14 protein-coding genes are annotated in these 17,274 nt (G+C 70.1%); 7 read left to right on the forward strand and 7 right to left on the reverse strand.

The features are described 5' to 3' along the window. Nucleotides 1–14 precede the first annotated feature (14 nt). Together MKL11_RS13840 and MKL11_RS13845 are read right to left on the reverse strand one after the other, a co-directional pair. Nucleotides 15–1,232 (reverse strand): LL-diaminopimelate aminotransferase, encoded by a 1,218-nt coding sequence (locus tag MKL11_RS13840; protein ID WP_243944418.1) that lies wholly within the window; start codon nucleotides 1,230–1,232, stop codon nucleotides 15–17. A gap of 124 nt (nucleotides 1,233–1,356) precedes the next feature. Then, nucleotides 1,357–1,767, reverse strand: a complete 411-nt coding sequence (locus MKL11_RS13845; protein WP_243944420.1) for a hypothetical protein — start codon at nucleotides 1,765–1,767, stop codon at nucleotides 1,357–1,359. 147 nt (nucleotides 1,768–1,914) lie between these two features. On the opposite strand from MKL11_RS13845, the gene MKL11_RS13850 reads away from it, so the two are divergent. After that, the gene (locus MKL11_RS13850) at nucleotides 1,915–3,762 is read left to right on the forward strand and encodes a PHA/PHB synthase family protein (protein WP_409565857.1); all 1,848 of its coding nucleotides are present in this window, start codon (nucleotides 1,915–1,917) and stop codon (nucleotides 3,760–3,762) included. Between the two features lie 246 nt (nucleotides 3,763–4,008). Here the strand turns inward: MKL11_RS13850 and MKL11_RS13855 are convergent, their stop codons facing one another. After that, entirely contained in the window at nucleotides 4,009–5,322 is a 1,314-nt protein-coding gene (locus MKL11_RS13855; RefSeq protein ID WP_243944422.1) for an OmpP1/FadL family transporter, read from the reverse strand. Nucleotides 5,323–5,738: 416 nt separating this feature from the next. On the opposite strand from MKL11_RS13855, the gene MKL11_RS13860 reads away from it, so the two are divergent. Together MKL11_RS13860 and bioB are read left to right on the forward strand one after the other, a co-directional pair. Continuing rightward, complete coding sequence (locus MKL11_RS13860) at nucleotides 5,739–6,623, forward strand: fumarylacetoacetate hydrolase family protein (RefSeq protein WP_243944423.1); 885 nt, start codon at nucleotides 5,739–5,741, stop codon at nucleotides 6,621–6,623. Between the two features lie 83 nt (nucleotides 6,624–6,706). Then, nucleotides 6,707–7,708: a biotin synthase BioB gene (gene bioB, locus MKL11_RS13865; RefSeq protein WP_243944425.1), complete on the forward strand. Its 1,002-nt coding sequence runs from the start codon at nucleotides 6,707–6,709 to the stop codon at nucleotides 7,706–7,708. 4 nt (nucleotides 7,709–7,712) lie between these two features. Here bioB and MKL11_RS13870 read toward each other — a convergent pair whose 3' ends face one another. The 4 genes from MKL11_RS13870 to mnmA all read right to left on the reverse strand — a co-directional run bounded on the left by MKL11_RS13870 (nucleotide 7,713) and on the right by mnmA (nucleotide 12,107). Continuing rightward, the gene (locus MKL11_RS13870; RefSeq protein WP_243944711.1) at nucleotides 7,713–9,164 is read right to left on the reverse strand and encodes a sensor histidine kinase; all 1,452 of its coding nucleotides are present in this window, start codon (nucleotides 9,162–9,164) and stop codon (nucleotides 7,713–7,715) included. Between the two features lie 330 nt (nucleotides 9,165–9,494). Continuing rightward, the gene (locus MKL11_RS13875; RefSeq protein WP_243944427.1) at nucleotides 9,495–10,277 is read right to left on the reverse strand and encodes a TVP38/TMEM64 family protein; all 783 of its coding nucleotides are present in this window, start codon (nucleotides 10,275–10,277) and stop codon (nucleotides 9,495–9,497) included. Then, entirely contained in the window at nucleotides 10,274–10,927 is a 654-nt protein-coding gene (locus MKL11_RS13880) for a class I SAM-dependent methyltransferase (RefSeq protein WP_243944429.1), read from the reverse strand. The genes MKL11_RS13875 and MKL11_RS13880 overlap by 4 nt, the downstream gene beginning before the upstream one ends. A gap of 25 nt (nucleotides 10,928–10,952) precedes the next feature. After that, nucleotides 10,953–12,107 (reverse strand): tRNA 2-thiouridine(34) synthase MnmA, encoded by a 1,155-nt coding sequence (gene mnmA, locus MKL11_RS13885; RefSeq protein WP_243944431.1) that lies wholly within the window; start codon nucleotides 12,105–12,107, stop codon nucleotides 10,953–10,955. A 541-nt stretch (nucleotides 12,108–12,648) separates the two neighbouring features. On the opposite strand from mnmA, the gene MKL11_RS13890 reads away from it, so the two are divergent. The 4 genes from MKL11_RS13890 (at nucleotide 12,649) to fliF (ending at nucleotide 17,258) form a co-directional block, all read left to right on the forward strand. Further along, nucleotides 12,649–14,274, forward strand: coding sequence for a flagellar hook-length control protein FliK (locus MKL11_RS13890; RefSeq protein ID WP_243944433.1), 1,626 nt, complete (start codon nucleotides 12,649–12,651; stop codon nucleotides 14,272–14,274). Between the two features lie 90 nt (nucleotides 14,275–14,364). After that, entirely contained in the window at nucleotides 14,365–15,051 is a 687-nt protein-coding gene (locus MKL11_RS13895; RefSeq protein WP_243944435.1) for a flagellar hook assembly protein FlgD, read from the forward strand. Between the two features lie 91 nt (nucleotides 15,052–15,142). Continuing rightward, nucleotides 15,143–15,418: a DUF1153 domain-containing protein gene (locus MKL11_RS13900; RefSeq protein ID WP_007569077.1), complete on the forward strand. Its 276-nt coding sequence runs from the start codon at nucleotides 15,143–15,145 to the stop codon at nucleotides 15,416–15,418. Between the two features lie 214 nt (nucleotides 15,419–15,632). Continuing rightward, nucleotides 15,633–17,258 carry a flagellar basal-body MS-ring/collar protein FliF gene (fliF, locus tag MKL11_RS13905; protein ID WP_243944437.1) on the forward strand — a complete coding sequence of 542 codons (1,626 nt, stop codon included), beginning with the start codon at nucleotides 15,633–15,635 and terminating at the stop codon, nucleotides 17,256–17,258. The last annotated feature ends 16 nt before the right edge of the window (nucleotides 17,259–17,274 follow it).

The following is a 17,274-nucleotide window of genomic DNA, read 5'->3' on the forward strand; positions in this document are numbered from 1 at the left end:
GGAGCGGTTTGGCCTCAGACGGCCCGGGCCATCGGCACCACGTTGTGCAGGGTCTTGTCGCCGCCGTCGAAGAACCGGCGGATGTTGCGCGCGGCTTGCCGGATCCGCTGCTCGTTCTCGACCAGGGCGATGCGGACATAGTCGTCGCCGAACTCGCCGAAGCCGATGCCCGGCGCCACGGCCACGTCGGATTTCTCCAGCAGCAGCTTGGAGAATTCGAGGCTGCCCATCTCCCGGTAGCGCTCCGGGATCGGCACCCAGGCGAACATCGAGGCCGTCGGCGTCGGGACGGCCCAGCCGGCCTTGCCGAAGGATTCCACCAGCGCGTCGCGGCGCTTGCGGTAGGTCGCCCGCATCTCGTCGATGCAATCGTCCGGGCCGTTGAGGGCCGCGGTGGCGGCGACCTGGATCGGCGTGAAGGCGCCGTAATCGAGATACGACTTCACCCGGGAGAGCGCCGCCAGCAGGCGCTCGTTGCCCACCGCGAAGCCCATGCGCCAGCCGGCCATGGAATAGGTCTTCGACAGGGAGGTGAACTCCACGGTGCAGTCGATCGCGCCCGGGACCTGCAGGACCGAGGGCGGCGGGTTGCCGTCGAAATAGACCTCCGCGTAGGCGAGATCCGAGAGCAGGATCAGCTCGTGCTGCTTGGCGAAGGCGACGAGGTCCCGGTAGAAATCGAGATCGGCCACGTAGGCGGTCGGGTTCGAAGGGTAGCAGACCACCAGGGCCACGGGCTTCGGGATCGAGTGCCGCATGGCCCGTTCCAGCGCCGGGAACATCGCCGGGGTCGGCTCGGCCGGGACCGAGCGGATCACGCCGCCGGCCATCAGGAAGCCGAAGGCGTGGATCGGGTAGCTCGGGTTCGGCACCAGCACGACGTCGCCCGGGGCGGTGATCGCCTGGGCCATGTTGGCGAAGCCTTCCTTCGAGCCCAGCGTCGCCACCACCTGGGTGTCGGGGTTGAGGCTCACGCCGAAGCGGCGCTGGTAGTAGCCGGCCTGGGCCCGGCGCAGGCCCGCGATGCCCTTGGAGGCGGAATAGCGGTCGGTCCGCGGACGCCCGGCCGTCTCGCACAGCTTGGCGATGACGTGCTTGGGGGCGTCGAGATCCGGGTTGCCCATGCCGAGATCGATGATGTCGGCGCCCTGAGCTCGGGCGGTCGCCTTGATCCGGTTGACCTGCTCGAACACGTAGGGCGGCAGGCGCTTGATGCGGTGGAAATCGGTCATCGGCGTGTCCATCGGCGCGTCCCGACTCTGGCGTCTCTCGTTCATGGCGGGCGCGCGAAGGATTCGCTCTAGCAGAGATGCGCGCCGCCGCCGACCCTGAAAAATCCAGTCCGGATCGGGCGCGCTATTGCGCCGCCGCGGGCGCCGGCTTGATCGCGGCCGCCGCGCCCCGTCCGGCGCTCTCGGCGGCGCGGCCGCGGGATTCGTTGCGGCCGCGGGCGCCTTCGAGCTCGGCCGCCAGCGCCTTCTGGCTCTCGGCGGACTTGGCCCGGACCGGGCGCTTGGGCGCGTCGACGCCCACCGGCATGAAGGCGGGCGCCTCCTTGCTGCGGGATTCGGTCACGAAATCCGGCGCGGCCACGACCCGGGGCCCGTAGCCGGCATCGGTGGCGAGCGTGCGCACCGCATCCCCCGAGCAGGCGGCGAGCGGCGCCGCCATCAGGGCCAGGGCCACCAGGGCGACGCCGCGCACCCGTCCCGCGCGGTCGGCAGGCCGGGTGGCGGACGAGGCCGGGTTCAAAAAGGCGCGGCGCATGGGCACAAAGGACAAAGGTATGAGAAGAACGCGCGGATGTTTCGATGACCTGCGCGGCCGGGCTGGTGCAACCTCTCGCTCGCTCCCTAATTTGTCGGAAACGAGGCTCATGATCAGTCGAGCCGAACCATACACAGGGAGGCACGCGTGACGAGCCCGCGGACGCAGGCGCCGGACCCGGCAGCCGCTCGGACTGCCCTGGCCAACGGCGCCCTGCCGGACGGCATCACACCGCCGATGCCGGATATCGAGGCGCTGTCGCGCAATGCCGGACAGTTCGTGGAAGCGCTGGGGCGCAGCGCCGCCCGCATGCTCACGCCCGAGGCCCAGGCCAGCGGCACCTCCGGGGAGATCAACGAGGCGGTCAAGACGCTGGGCCAAGTCGCCGAGGCGTGGATGTCGGACCCGAACCGGAGCGCCGAGGCCCAGGCCAGGCTGTCCCAGGCGTTCCTGACGCTCTGGGGCTCGACCTACCTGCGCCTTCAGGGCCAGCAGGCCGATCCGGTGGCGGTCCCGGCGCCCCGGGATGGGCGCTTCAGCGATGCCGAATGGTCGACCAACCCCTATTTCGACTTCCTGAAGCAGGGCTACCTGATCGCGACCCGCTGGGCCGAAGGCCTGGTCGACGAGGCCCAGGGCATCGACGAGCACACCCGCCACAAGGCGCAGTTCTACCTGCGCCAGCTCACCAGCATGCTGTCGCCGTCGAACTTCCTGCCGACCAACCCGGAATTGATCCGCCACACCCTGCAGGAGAGCGGCGCCAACCTCGTGCGCGGCCTCAAGATGTATGAGGAGGATCTGGAGGCCGGCGGCGGCCAGCTGCGGGTGCGCCAGACCGATACGAGCGGGTTCGAGGTCGGGCGCAACATCGCGGTGACCCCCGGCGAGGTGGTGTTCCGCAACGACCTGATCGAGCTGATCCAGTACGCGCCGTCCACCGAGACCGTGCTCAAGCGCCCATTCCTGATGGTGCCGCCCTGGATCAACAAGTTCTACATCCTCGATCTCAATCCCCAGAAGAGCTTCCTGAAGTGGATGGTCGACCAGGGGCTGACGGTGTTCTGTATCTCCTGGGTGAACCCGGATGCCCGCCACGCCGACAAGGATTTCGAGTCCTACATGCGCGAGGGCATCGAGGCGGCGATCGACGCGATCGGCGTCGCCACCGGCGAGACCGAGGTCCATGCGGCGGGCTATTGCGTCGGCGGCACCCTGCTCTCCGTGACGCTGGCCATGCAGGCGGCCACGGGCAACCGGCGGATCAAGAGCGCGACCCTGCTGACCACCCAGGTCGACTTCACCCATGCCGGCGACCTCAAGGTCTTCGCCGGCGAGGAGCAGATCCGCGAGGTCGAGGCGCGCATGGCCGAGCGCGGCTATCTGGAGGGCAGCCGCATGGCCAACGCCTTCAACATGCTGCGGCCGGACGACATGATCTGGTCCTACGTCGTCAACAACTACATCAAGGGCAAGCAACCCTCGGCGTTCGACCTGCTGTACTGGAATTCCGACGCCACCCGGATGCCGGCGGCGAACCACTCGTTCTACCTGCGCAATTGCTATCTCGAGAACAGCCTGGCCCAGGGTCGGATGGTTTTGGGCAATGTCCGGCTCGACCTGAAGAAGATCCAGGTGCCGATCTTCAACCTCGCCACCCGGGAGGATCACATCGCGCCGGCGATCTCGGTGTTCGAGGGCTCCAAAACCTTCGGCGGCAAGGTCGATTACGTGCTGGCCGGCTCCGGCCACATCGCCGGGGTGGTCAACCCGCCCTACAAGCCGAAATACGGCTACTGGACCGGCGGCCCGGTCAAGGGCGAGTTTAAGGACTGGATCGCGGCGGCGGCCGAGACCAAGGGCTCGTGGTGGCCCTACTGGTTCCAGTGGATCGAGGCGCAGGCCCCCGAGCGGGTGCAGGCCCGCAAGCCCGGCGGCGACGCGCTCCCGTCGCTCGGCCCGGCTCCGGGGACCTACGTGCGGATGCGGGCCTGAGGGAGCTTCGCCGGCCTTCGGCCGGTCACGCGGTGAAGGTGCGAGGGTCGTTGCAAGCGACCGCGCGCTCTGCCGCGCGGGTGAGCGGATTCACCCGATTCAGAACAGCGCGCGCGCCCCCTCTCCCGTGCGGGAGAGGGGGCGCGTCGCCGCCCGCACAAGCCGATGTTTTCGGCCGCTTGCCAGCACGGGAGAAGAAACCCGCGCCGTTCCCGGGCATCGTTGCGAGAGGCCAGTCGCCTCCGCTCAATACTTCCGCACCAGCGGCGCCGGGGCGGCCGGGGGCGGGGCGCCGAAGACGTAGCGGAAGCCCACCGAGACGATGTCGGCGCTCGAATCGACCACGCCCGCGAAGGCGATGTTGCCGACATTGTAGTCGCGCCCGATCCCCGCGAGGACGCGCGAGCGGTCGAGGAAGAAGTGCGAGTAGGCCAGGTTCAGGGTCAGGCGCTCGTTCCAGCGGTAGCTGGCGCCCACCGAGGCGATGTAGCGGTCGCCGTCGGGCAGCCGCACCGAGCGGTTGCCGAAGTCGATCGGCGAGGATTCGTAGGCGAAGCCGGTGCGCAGGGTCAGGTTGGGCGCCGCGTCGTACTCGGCACCGATCGAATAGGTGTAGCCGTCCTTGTAGTTCAGCGGCAGGTTGCTGACCGGCAGGCCGAGGCGATTCGACACGATCCCGATCGTCCCGAGCCGCGACCACTGATCCCACTCGAAGCCGAGATCGACCCGAGCGACCGGCGAGATCGCCTGGACCAGACCGACGCTGAGCTTGTCTGGCGTGTTGAGCTTGGAATGCACCTGACCGGCCAGCGGCGCCAATGCCACCAGCGGCACGCCGATCGACCCGTCGATGTCGTGGTGCACGGACGAGCGATAGCCGATGCCGATCACGGTGCCGTCGCGCGGCGTCAGGGTGGCGCCCGCCGTGAAGCCGACGCCCCAGGATTCGCCCTTGAGGAACGAGCTCGGATACAGGGTCGGCGAGATCCCGGGGATGGGCAGCGCCTGCCGCAGGGTCAGCCGGAAATACTCGATGTTCGGGCCGGCGGCGAGCGACAGCCATTCGTTGACCTTGAACCCGATCACCGGGTTGAACGCCAGGGAGAAGATCCGGGACGAGCGGCCGTAGGCCTCGCCGGACCAGACCTGGTTCGGCTTGGTCACGAGACCGAACGGCGCCCCGGTGGACAGGCCGAGCCACAGCCGGTCGTTGAGCTGGTAGGAAGTCGCCCCCGCGGGCACCGCGGCACCCTGCCCGATATCGCCGGAGCCGCCCAGGCCCGCGAAGCCCGGATTGGTGCCGGGCGCGGGCCGGATCTCGGAGGAGAGCCCGATATAGGTGAGGTTCTGCTCGGCGACGAAGCCCGGGTTCATGGTGATGACCGCGGGATTCCAGAAAATCGACGAGACGCCGCCGGAACCGGCGGCCGCGCCCGCGAAGGACAGGCCCTGGGCCTCGGTGCTCTGCTCGCGGATGCCGAAGGCTCCGGCCCGCGCCTCGCCGACACCGATCGCCGCCACCGAGGCCGCGAGCGCCCATGCGCGCATTGTCCCGTTCATCTGCTCCCCCCGAACCAGTTGGCTTGTTCGGGCGCCCTGATTCGACCTTGCGTCCCGGTCCGGCGCCGTTGTCGGTATGGTGCAGGTTTCCGCCGTCCGATCGCAACGACGATTTCTATTCCGGCGCGCGCACCGGATCTCGATGATCGGCAGATACACTGTGACTTTTTATTTCCCGCCGAAGCGATGAGATCTGATTTTCTGCGAGATGGACTGACTTTTTTCGCGTCATTGCCACGATGAACAATAGATCAGTTGACGCCAAAATATGCATTTTTTCGCCATGATGTTGCCAAGTTGTGACACCCCGGGAAGGGGCTCGCCGGCACGGAGGCGCTTGCGCCGACGGGGATGCGCGGCCATGGTCCCGGCGCCCGGCGGAGACCGGTTCCAGGGAAGGATGAGGAGTCGCGGCGATGAAGCTCTTTCGGCACGGCCCGAGCGGCGACGAGAAGCCCGGCCTCGTGGATGCCCAGGGCGGCCTGCGCGACCTGTCGAGCGTCGTGCGCGACATTGCCGGGCCGGCGCTCGCGCCCGAATCCCTCGCCCGGCTGCGCGCCCTCGATCCCGAGACCCTGCCCAAGCTGCCGCCGGACGTGCGCCTCGGACCCTGCGTCGGCGGCACCCGCAACGTGATCGCCATCGGGCTCAACTTCGCCGACCACGCCGCCGAGACCGGCTCGCCGATCCCGGCCGAGCCGATCATCTTCAACAAGGCGCCGTCCAGCCTGTGCGGGCCGAACGACACGGTGATCATTCCCAAGGGCTCGGCCAAGACCGACTGGGAGGTGGAGCTCGCGGTGGTGATCGGCCGCCGGGCGAGTTACGTCCACGCCAACGAGGCGCTGAGTTACGTAGCCGGCGCCTGCATCTGCAACGACGTCTCCGAGCGCGAATGGCAGCTGGAGCGCGGCCCGACCTGGACCAAGGGCAAGAGCGCGCCGACCTTCGGGCCGCTCGGCCCCTGGCTGGTGACGCTGGACGAGATCCCCGACCTCAAGAACCTCGCCATGAGCCTCGACGTCAACGGCGAGCGCCGCCAGACCGGCTCGACCGCGACCATGATCTTCGACGTGCCCCAGCTCGTCGCCTACGCCTCGCACTTCATGCTGCTTGAGCCCGGCGACGTCATCACCACCGGGACCCCGCCAGGCGTGGGCCTCGGCATGAAGCCGCCGCACTACCTGAAGGCCGGCGACGAGATGGTCCTGCGGATCGAGCGCCTGGGCGAGCAGCGCCAGACCGTGATCGCCTTCGACGACTGGACCGCGAAGGTCTCGGCCGGCGAGCCGACGCACTGAAGCGGCGCCGCCGCCTCCGCACCGGATGGCGGCCGCCCGCAGGGCGCTTGATTTTGGCCACCGATCCCCCTCAAGAAGGCACCATGAGCCAAGCCGCCGACCCGCACGCCTCTGATTTCCGCCACGACTGGAGCGTGGCCGAGATCCGCGCGATCCACGATCTGCCGTTGCTCGATCTGGTGTATCGGGCCGCGAGCGTGCATCGGGCGCATAACGATCCGAGCGACGTCCAGCGCGCGAGCCTGCTCTCGATCAAGACGGGCGCCTGCCCGGAGGATTGCGGCTACTGCGCGCAATCGGCCCACCACAAGGGTACCGGCCTGCCGCGCCAGCGCCTGATGCCGGTGGAGACGGTGCTAGCCGAGGCTGCCACCGCCAAGGCCAACGGCGCGACCCGCTTCTGCATGGGCGCGGCCTGGCGCAGTCCGCGAGACGGCGCGGAATTCGACTCCGTGCTTGACATGGTACGGGGCGTGCGGGGGCTCGGCATGGAGGCCTGCGTCACCCTGGGCATGCTGACCACCAGCCAGGCCGAGCGCCTGGCCGAGGCGGGGCTCACCGCCTACAACCACAACCTCGATACCGGACCGGACTATTACGACAAGATCGTCTCGACTCGGACCTACGAGGACCGCCTCAACACCCTGGAGCGGATCCGCGAGGCCGGGATCGGCGTCTGCTGCGGCGGCATCATCGGCCTCGGCGAGGGGGTTGGCGACCGGGTCGCGATGCTGCAGGTGCTAGCCAATCACGCACCGCATCCGGAGAGCGTACCGATCAACGCCCTGGCCGCCGTCCCCGGCACGCCGCTCGGCGACACGGCCACGCCGGTCGATCCATTCGACATGGTGCGGATGTGCGCCACAGCCCGCATCGTCATGCCCAAGGCCCGGGTGCGCCTGAGCGCCGGACGCAAGGCGCTGAGTCGGGAGGCGCAGGCCCTGTGCTTCCTCGCCGGGGCCAATTCGATCTTCTACGGCGAGCGCCTGCTGACAACCGCCAACAACGAGGCGGATTCCGATACTGCCCTGCTGCAGGATCTCGGCATCCGCGTCGCGGAACCGATCCTGGCCGCCGCCGAGTAGCGGGTCAGCCCTCCGCCAGCACGATCCGGAAGCGCGCGCCGCCCTCCCCCGGGTCGAGGGTCAGGCTGCCGCCGTTGATCTCGATCAGCTCGGCCGCGATCGGCAGGCCGAGCCCGGTGCCGCCCGACCGGGTCGAACCCTGGAACGGCGAGAACAGGTTGTCCCGCGCCCGTGCCGGCAGGCCGGGGCCGTTATCAGTCACCAGGATCGTCACCCGGCCGGGCTCGTCGCGGCTGGCGGCGACCCGCACCTCGGCGTCCGGAACGGCAACGCCGTCCAGCGCCTGCACGGCGTTGCGGATGAGATTGGCCAGCGCCCGGGCGAGCTGCTCCGGGTCGGCCTGCACCCGGCATTCGTCGGCCGAAACGACGACGCGAACCGGATGCGAAGCGAGCGCCGCGAGATCCGGCAATTCGGCGAAGAGCGGCGCCAGCGGCATGCTGCTCAGCTTCGGAGCGCGCTCGGAGACGCGCCCGTAAGCGAGGCTCGCTTCGCAGAACCGGATCGCCCGGGCGATGGCTCCGACCAGCCGCGGCGCCACCCGCTGGACCATCGGGTCGGCGGTATCCTCCAGCCGGTCACCCAGCAGCTGGGCGCCGGTCAGCAGGTTGCGCAGCTCGTGGCTGACCTTGCTCACCGCCAGCCCGAGCTCGGCGAGCCTCCGCTTCTGGCGGAGCTGGTCGGCCAGGATGCGCTGCATCCGGCCGAGGGCGAGCTCGGCCTGGCCGATCTCGTCGCGGCGGCGGGACGGCGCGATGATCCGGCCGGCATCCTCCGGGTTCTCGGCGAAGGCGGTGATGCTGGTGGCGAGCCGCCGCACCGGGCGCACGATCAGCACCTGCAGCACCACGAAGACCAGCCCGGCCGCCGACGCCGCGATGATCAGCGACGACACCAGCAGCCGCAGGGCGTAGTCGATCATCGCCGCGCGCAACGGCGCCTCGTCGAGCAGGATCTCGACCCGGTCGAAGCCGACGCCGCCCTCCCCGATCACACGGATCGGCTCGCGGACCGGCGCGATCAGGGTCCGCCAGGCACCCCGGATGGTCGACAGGGCGGTGACGTCGCGCAGGTCGACCGTATCGGCGACCGTCTCGGGCACCGGCTCGATGGCGAGCAGCCGCTGGGCACCGCCGCCACGCACCGCGATCGCCCGAGCGTTGACTCCGGCGAGCAGCCGGCTCTCCAGCGCCTCCGAGACCGGCTCGCCGGTGCGGCCGTCGAGGACCAGGGCGGCGACCTGCGCGGCCGCGACCCGGTCCGACATCCACTCGATCCGATAGTTGGCGACCGCCGGCACGTAGGTCAGCACCTCGGCCACCACCACGAAGGCGACGGTGACGAGAAACAGCCGCCCGGACAGGCCGAGGCGCGTCGGGCGCCGCTCGGGCACCTCCCGCGCCGCGGCAGCCGCCGACGGCACCACCACCGTGTCGGATTCGACGGCCACGCCCATCACGCTCCGACCGGGCATCGCGGACGGAGATCGGCGGGGCGGGCATTGTGAAAGCTCAAGCCGTTTTCGGCTTTCGCGCAGGACATGGTCGGGACGCCATCGTTTCGAAGGCGGGAAGACAGGCGCCTCCCCGCGCGCACTATACGGGCACGATCGGCCCGAGGTTGCATGTACCTTGGAACACGTCGAAAAACGTCCACGGCCGGGAGTGCTGAGCAGATCGTGCGGCGGTCAGGCGGAACACGGGACCTCGTACCGTTTCAAGCGCAATCGCCCGGCCTATCGCCCCGAGCACTGATTGCGAGCGCAGCGCTTCAAACGGGGACCGGATCAAGCCCGGCGGAAGCGGCGGCTCAGGAAGACGCTCCCCAGCGCGAACACGGCGAGCATCGCCAAGCCCGCCACCATCTTGGGCGTGATCAGCGCCCGCAGGGTCAGGGCCTCGTCGCAGGCGGGCGCACCCGAGGCCAGGCAGGCAGCCGTGGCGGTCTCGTGGGCGGCGACCACGTCCTCGATCCCGGCCCCGGTGGTGGCATAGACGAGGGCGCCCGGCAGCAGACCCAGGAAGGTCGCCAGCACGAAGACCCGCATCTTCACCCCGCAGGCGGCCGGCGCGAGGTTCGTCATCCAGAACGGGAACAGCGGTAGTAGCCGCATCACCGCGATGTACCCGAAGGCGTCCCGCCGGAACCCGTCCGTGAAGGCCGCGAGACGCGTCCCGCCCACCCGGCGCAGCAGGTCGGCGCCCGGCCCCTTGCCGATGGCGAACACGATCGCCGCCCCCGTGGTGGCGGCGCAGACCGCGGTCAGCGCCCCCGGCACGATCCCGAACAGAAAACCGCAGATCATGGTCAGGATCAGCGTGGCCGGCACCGAGACGACCACGGCCGCGACATAGACCAGGTAGGCCGCCACCAGGGCGCGCACGAACCCGGCCTCCACGAAGCCATGCAGCCAAGCCCGCGAGGCGAGAAGGCGGTCGAGGCTCAGGAGCTGCGCCACCCCGGAGACCAGCACGACCGCCGAGACGGTGAGGAGCAGCGCCAGCGGCAGCCAGCGCCGCAGCCGCTTCCAGGGGCCCTCGGGGACGGGGGCGGATCCGGCGCCGCTCACCCGGCTTTGCGCATCCGCAGGATCTTGAAGAAGCCGCCCGGGAAGGTCGGCTTCAGGCCCAGCACCTCGACGCCGTTGCGCCGGGCCCAGGCCTCGATCCGGGTCGCCTTGAAGTCCGACGACCAGCCGATCTTGGTGCAGAGCGGCGCAACGACCTCCTCGACCCGGGCGAGCGGACCGTCGCTCTGGCCGAAATGGTTCGCCAGCACGATACCGCCGCCCGGCCGGACCACCCGCAGGAACTCGGACATCGCGGCCTCGGGGTCGGGCACCAGGGTGATCAGGAACTGCGCCACCACGGCGTCGAAGCTCGCATCGGCGTAGCCGAGGTGGCAGACATCCATCACCTGCAGGCCCTTCACGTGCGACAGGTTCCGGCGCTTCACCTTGGCGCGGGCGCGCTTGAGCATGTCCTCGGAGAGATCGACCCCGCAGACGAAACTCGCCTTCGGGTAGTAGCCGAGCGCCAACCCGGTGCCGACGCCGGCCTCCAGGATCCGCGGCCCGTGCTCGGCCGCGGCCTCGACCGCCGCCCGGGCCGCGGGCTCGGTGAGCTTGTCGTAGACCACGTCGTAGACGGGGGCCCAGCGGGCATAGGCCTTACGCATCAGGGCCGTGCTCGGCCCGGCCATCTGCGGCTCGCTCAGCATCGTTCAGACTATCCAGAGATTGAGATCAGGCGGCTTCGCGGGGCCGGGCCGACAACGCGTCGACCCTGCGGATGGTGCCGCCGCCTAGCACCCGGGCCCGGGGGCCGTCGTCACCGTAGATCGCACAGGCCTGGCCCGGGGACACGCCGTCCTCGGGCTCGGCCAGCACCACCTCGGCGGCGCCGTCCGGCCCGATGGTGAGCGTCGCCGGCCGGGGCGGCCGGGTCGAGCGGACGCGCACCGCCACGGGCAGATCGCGCACCGACTCGGGCTGGCCCTCGCCCAGCCAGTTGAGGTCCGACAGGCGGATCCGGGTCGTCGCCAGGGCGGTGCGCGGGCCGACCACCACCCGGGCGGTGTCGGGCTCCAGGCGCACCACGTAGAGCGGCTCGGAGCCGGACAGGCCGAGGCCCCGGCGCTGGCCGACCGTGTAGTGGACGATGCCCTCATGCTGCCCGAGGACGTGGCCGCGGAGGTCGACGATCTCGCCGGGCCGGGCCGCGTCCGGGCGCAGGCGGGCGATCACGTCGCTGTAGCGGCCCTGCGGCACGAAGCAGATGTCCTGGCTGTCCGGCTTCTCGGCCAGCGACAGGCCGAGATCTTTTGCCAGCGCCCGGGTCTCGATCTTGGACATCTCCCCTAAGGGAAAGCGCAGGAAGGCGAGCTGCTCGGCCGTGGTCGCATAAAGAAAATAGCTCTGGTCCCGGGCGGGATCGAGGGCGCGGTGCAGCGCCCGGCCGCCTGCTGGCAGGGCGCGGCTCGCCACGTAATGGCCGGTGGCCAGAGCGTCGGCGTCGAGGTCCCGGGCGAGGCCCAGGAGGTCGCGGAACTTGACCGTGCGATTGCATTCGACGCAGGGGATCGGCGTCTCGCCGGCGAGGTAGCTCTCGGCGAACTTCTCGATCACCGCGTCGCGGAACCGATCCTCGTAATCGAGGACGTAATGCGGGATGCCGAGATGCTCGGCCGCGGCCCGGGCGTCGTTGATGTCCTGGCCGGCGCAGCAGGCGCCCTTGCGGTGGGTCGCGGCGCCGTGGTCGTAGAGCTGGAGCGTGACGCCGACCACGTCGAAGCCCTGCCGCTTCAAGAGCCCCGCGACCACGGAGGAATCGACGCCGCCCGACATGGCGACGACGACGCGCGTCTCGTGGGCTGGCTTGGGAAGGTCGAGGGCGTTCATCGCAGGGGTCCGCCGCCGCCGGCTGAAAGGCGTCTCGGCTGCACGGCCCGTCTATAGCGGGAGTCCGATCAGCTTTCCAGGGTGGGGTTTTTTGACGGGGGCGAGCTGGTTTGCGCGGGCGCGGTGCGGGCATGACACGGGCCCTCCCTACCCCGCAGGGCTACGACGTTCACACATCGTCTTCCGGACGAGGGTCGCGACCGGACCCAGGCGCCTCTCCCTCCCCCCTCTGCGGGGGAGGGAGAGCGGGTATCAGCTCCGAAGCGGGCCGAAGGTCCAGCCGGAGCGATACAAAACCCGACGTGTGAATATGGTAGCCCGCAAAGGGAAGAGGAAGTCGCGTTTGGCTCTGCGGCCTATCCTCAACTCGGCGACCGCGTGCCCCCCGCTCGGCAAATGCTGCCGGGCGCGCGGCAGCTTCGGACCCGGACGCTATCCGGCATCCGAAAACGGCACGACAAAAGTCATGATCAATCAGTGAGTTATCCAACCGACCCGATGGCCTGGCCCTTGCTCGACCCGCATTGAGAGGAGCCCCAACATGGCGAGCGGTGCATCGGATCGGTTGGATGTCACGGGGTGGATTCCGTCCGCCCGGTCGTCAACCGCCACGCGATCGGGCTGGGATGCGGCGGGCGTAGCCGCCCGGTCCGGCGACTCGTCGCAGGATCGCTTCGGCGCGGCGCTGAACGCGGCCAAGGCCCGGGACGACGCGGCGGCGACCCGCGCCCGCGCCGATACCCAGCGCGGCCAGGCCGACGCGGCGCGCACGGCCTCGGACCGCGCGCGGGAGGCGGCCGATACGACCAAGGCGCGCGCCGCCGCCCGCACGGAGACCCGAGCCACCAATCCCGCCGGGCCGGCGGAGACCCGCGCGCCGGCCCGGAGCGCGCCGCCCGCCGACAATCGGACCGCCACCTCCGCGGCCGGGGCAGAGCCGCGCACGCCCGCGAACGCGTCGGATCCCGCCCCCGCCGCCGGGGTCGCCCGGACGGCCGATGCGCAGGCGCAGCCAGCCTCCGACCCGGCCGAGGCTTCGGCGCAGGATTCCGCCGCCGCCGCGGCATCGGCCGAGTCCGCCAAGACCGACAAGGCTGCCGCCGATCCGGCCACGACCGAGACGGCCCAAGCGGTGCCGAGCGCGGCGCCCCCCCCGGCCGAATCCCAGGCCGCGAGCCCGTCCCTGCCCGGCACGCTGCAGGCCCTGCTGGCCGAGCTGGTCAAGGGCGGCCCCGTCCGTGCCGACGGTGCCGCGGCCGATGGAGAGGGCGGGGAGGTCGGAGCGACCGGATCGATCGGCTCCGGCACCGCCGCTTCCGGGACCGCGGCTTCGGGGACCGCGGCTTCGGGGACCGCCCTCGCGGCCGCCGCGGGCGCCGCGGCGGATGCGATCGGCGCGAAGACCGGACTCGCCATCGCCGGAGCCAAGGCCGGCGCGGCACCGACGGTCCCGGGCCAGGGCGCGAGCCCGGTCGAGGCCGTGAAGGCCGGTGAGGCAGGGCCTGCGGGAACCTCGGCGGCTTCGGGCTCCGCCGCCGGCCAGGATTTTTTGGCCGCCCTGGCGGATGCCGGCCAAGGCAACGGCGCCGCCGCCGGCCTGCAAGCACCGGCCGCCACACCCGCCCTGCCCCAGGGCGCCCCGGACCCGACCGCGCTCGCCCCGCAGGCGGCCGTGGCGCATGCCGGCGCGACGCAGGCCGCCGCACCCACCCCGAATCAGACGCCGACGCAAACGGATCTCGCAGTGCCGATCGGCCAGGTGCCGATGACCATCGGACTCCGCTCGCTCGCCGGGTCGAGCGAGTTCCAGATCCGGCTCGATCCGGCCGAGCTCGGGCGGATCGACGTCAAGCTCGAGATCGACAAGGCCCGCGGCACGGTGATGACCCACCTCGTGGTCGAGCGGCCAGAGACGCTGGCCATGCTCCAGCGCGATGCCGGCCAGTTGCAGCAAGCCCTGTCCCAGGCCGGGCTCGATCCCTCGGGGGGCAGCCTCAACTTGTCTCTGCGCAGTGACGGCAATGCCCAGGGCGGCGCGGGCGGCGGCCAGGGCGATGCCCCCCGGGGCGGATCGACCGCCTGGGCCCAGGATCGGGCCGACACGCCCCAGGAGACCGCCCCGACGCGCTGGCTGCGCGGCTACGGCGGCCTCGACATCCGGATCTAGCGCGATGCACGCCCAGACCGCCTCGCGATTCGACATCGAAACATCACGCGTCCCGGCTTCGCGCCCCGACGCCACACGGGAGCGAGCCGCATGACCGCCGGCATATCCAGCGTTACCAACACGTCGTCCACAAGCTCGAACAGCAGCGGCGCGAGCGCCAACGCCACCGAGATCGCCGGAAACTTCACGCAGTTCCTGACGCTGCTCACCACGCAGCTCAAGAACCAGAACCCGCTCGATCCGATGGACACCAACCAGTTCACGCAGCAGTTGGTGCAGTTCGCGGGCGTCGAGCAGCAGCTCAAATCCAATGACCGCCTCGACAGCATTCTGGCCGCGTCGCAATCGGCCAGTTCCGCATCGGCGACGAGCTATATCGGCAAGACCATCACCGCCGACGGCAGCGCGTCCCAGCTCTCCAAGGGCTCGGCCTCCTGGACGCTGACGCCCGCCCGGGCGGCCTCCAAGGCGGTGGTGACGATCCTCGATTCCAAGAACAACGTCGTGGCGACACAGACCACATCGCTCACCGCCGGCAGCCAAACCTATTCCTGGAACGGCAAGACCTCGGCGGGCCTGACCGCCCCGGACGGCACCTACTCGATCAAGGTCTCGGCCTCGGATGCGACCGGGACGAACGTGTCCGTCGACACCAGCCTGAACGGGACGGTGGACTCGGTCGATCTCAGCGGCTCGGCGCCGATCCTCATGGTTGGCTCCCAGAAGGTTCCGCTCAGCAGCGTCCAAAGCATAGGGTTGTCCACAAGTGGCACCTAACGAATCATATCCGAGTGATCCGCTTCAACATCTCTTAAGCGAGCGCAAGTACCTTCAACGCTCGACAGGTCAGTCGAGTGTAGAGCGTATCATGACCGAACCCAGCCGCCCGAGAGTCAAATACGTGATCGGGCCCGACGGCTCCCCTCTGACCATCGCGGATCTTCCGCCGCCGAGCACCCGCCGATGGGTGATCCGGCGCAAGGCAGAGGTCGTGGCCGCCGTGCGCGGTGGCCTCCTCAGTCTCGAGGAGGCGTGCAAGCGCTACACCTTGACCACCGAGGAATTCCTGAGCTGGCAGTTCTCGATCGACCAGCACGGCCTCGCCGGGCTGCGGACGACGCGGATCCAGCACTACCGGCACTGAACGCGGCCGAAGCCGGGAGCGCGCCGACGGCTCGATCCCCAAGAAACCTCTGAGAAGCCGCCTCCGCACTCCGGATGCGGCTTCGTTTCGTTCCGAGACCCAACTTTGCGCCCCAGCAGGCTCCGGCATTAACGCCGCGCTAACCACGGGCTGGGCAATTTCTGCCGGGCGGGCCGTCGGGCTCCGCCAGCGTTAGAGTGCAGCGACCCATCCCGTGAAGCCGGTTCTCGATCTCGTCTCGAAGCTTGGACCGGCCCGGATCGCCGCCATGGCGGCGGTGACGCTGACCCTCATCGGCTTCTTCGCCTTCATCATCCTGCGGGTGTCGCGCCCCGACATGGGCGTGCTGTTCTCGGACCTGTCGATGCAGGATTCGGCCGCCGTGATCCGCGAGCTCGACAGCCGCGGCATCCGCTACGAATCGAGGGGCGATACCGGCCAGACCATCATGGCGCCCCGGGGCGATCTCGCCCGGCTGCGCATGGACCTCGCCGGCAAGGGCCTGCCGGTCCAGGGCGGCGTCGGCTACGAGATCTTCGACAAGGGCGACGCATTCTCGTCCACCAACTTCGTGCAGAACGTGAATCACCTGCGTGCCCTGGAAGGCGAGCTCGCCCGCTCGATCCGGGCGATCGGCCGGGTCCAGGCGGCCCGGGTCCACCTGGTCCTGCCCGAGCGGCGCCTGTTCGAGCGCGACCGGGAGAACCCGAGCGCCGCCATCGTGCTGAAGCTGATGGGCGAGCTCGATGCCGGGCAGGTCCGGGCGATCCGCCACCTCGCGGCCTCCGCGGTCGAAGGCCTGAAGCCCGAGCGGGTCTCGATCGTCGACGAGCGCGGAAGGCTGCTGGCCGACGGCGCCAAGGACGCCGATTCCAACGCCGCCAGCGCCTTGGAGGACCGGCAGCTCGGTATGGAGCGGCGGCTGCGCGGCCAGATCGAGGATGTGGTGGCCAGCATCGTCGGGCCGGGCCGGGCGCGCGTCCAGGTCAATGCCGAGCTGGACCTCAACCGGATCGAGAGCCGCTCCGAGACCTTCGACCCGGAGAGCCGCGTCGTGCGCTCGGCCCAGACCCGGACCGAATCGGCCGTCACCGGCAATGCCGACGGCCAGGTCACGGTCGGCAACGAGCTGCCCGGCGCCAATGGCGGCGACAAGCCGCCGGCCCCGAAGGACGCGACCAACAAGAACGAAGAGACCACCAACTACGAAATCTCGAAGGTCACCAAGACCGAGATCGCCGAGGGCGGCCGGGTCAAACGCCTGTCGGTCGCCGTGGTGGTGGACGGGATCTACGCCACGGCTCCGGACGGTAAGCAGACCTACACTCCGCGGCCCCCGGCCGAGATCGAGCGGATCACCGCGCTGGTCCGCAGCGCGGTCGGGTTCGACAAGGCCCGCGGCGACCAGATCGAGGTGGTGAACCTGCGCTTCGCGGAGGCGCCGAGCGTGCCGCAATTCAGCGAGCCGACCCTCCTGCAATCGCTGCTCGCGCCGACCAAGGAAGACGTGCTGCGCATGGCCGAGCTGTCCGTGCTGGCGCTGCTGACCCTGATCGTCCTCCTCACCGTGGTGCGCCCGCTGGTGCGGCAGGTGCTGGCGCCGGTACCGGCTCCGCCGGCCCTCGCCGGCCCCGCGACCCTCGCCGAGGCCGCCGCGGCGGCGGCCTCGGGTGCCGCGATCACGATGATCGAGCGCGACAATCCGACCGCCCGGCTGATGGAGTTCGCCAAGATCAACGGCCAGATCCAGGCCGACACCGTGCAGCGCGTCGTCGACATGGTCCGGGCCAGCCCGGCCGAGACCGTCGAGGTGCTGCGCACCTGGATCCAGGAAGAGTAGCGCGTCGAGGATCGGG

It is taken from the genome of Methylobacterium sp. J-077 (genome assembly GCF_022829365.1).
Classification (GTDB): domain Bacteria; phylum Pseudomonadota; class Alphaproteobacteria; order Rhizobiales; family Beijerinckiaceae; genus Methylobacterium.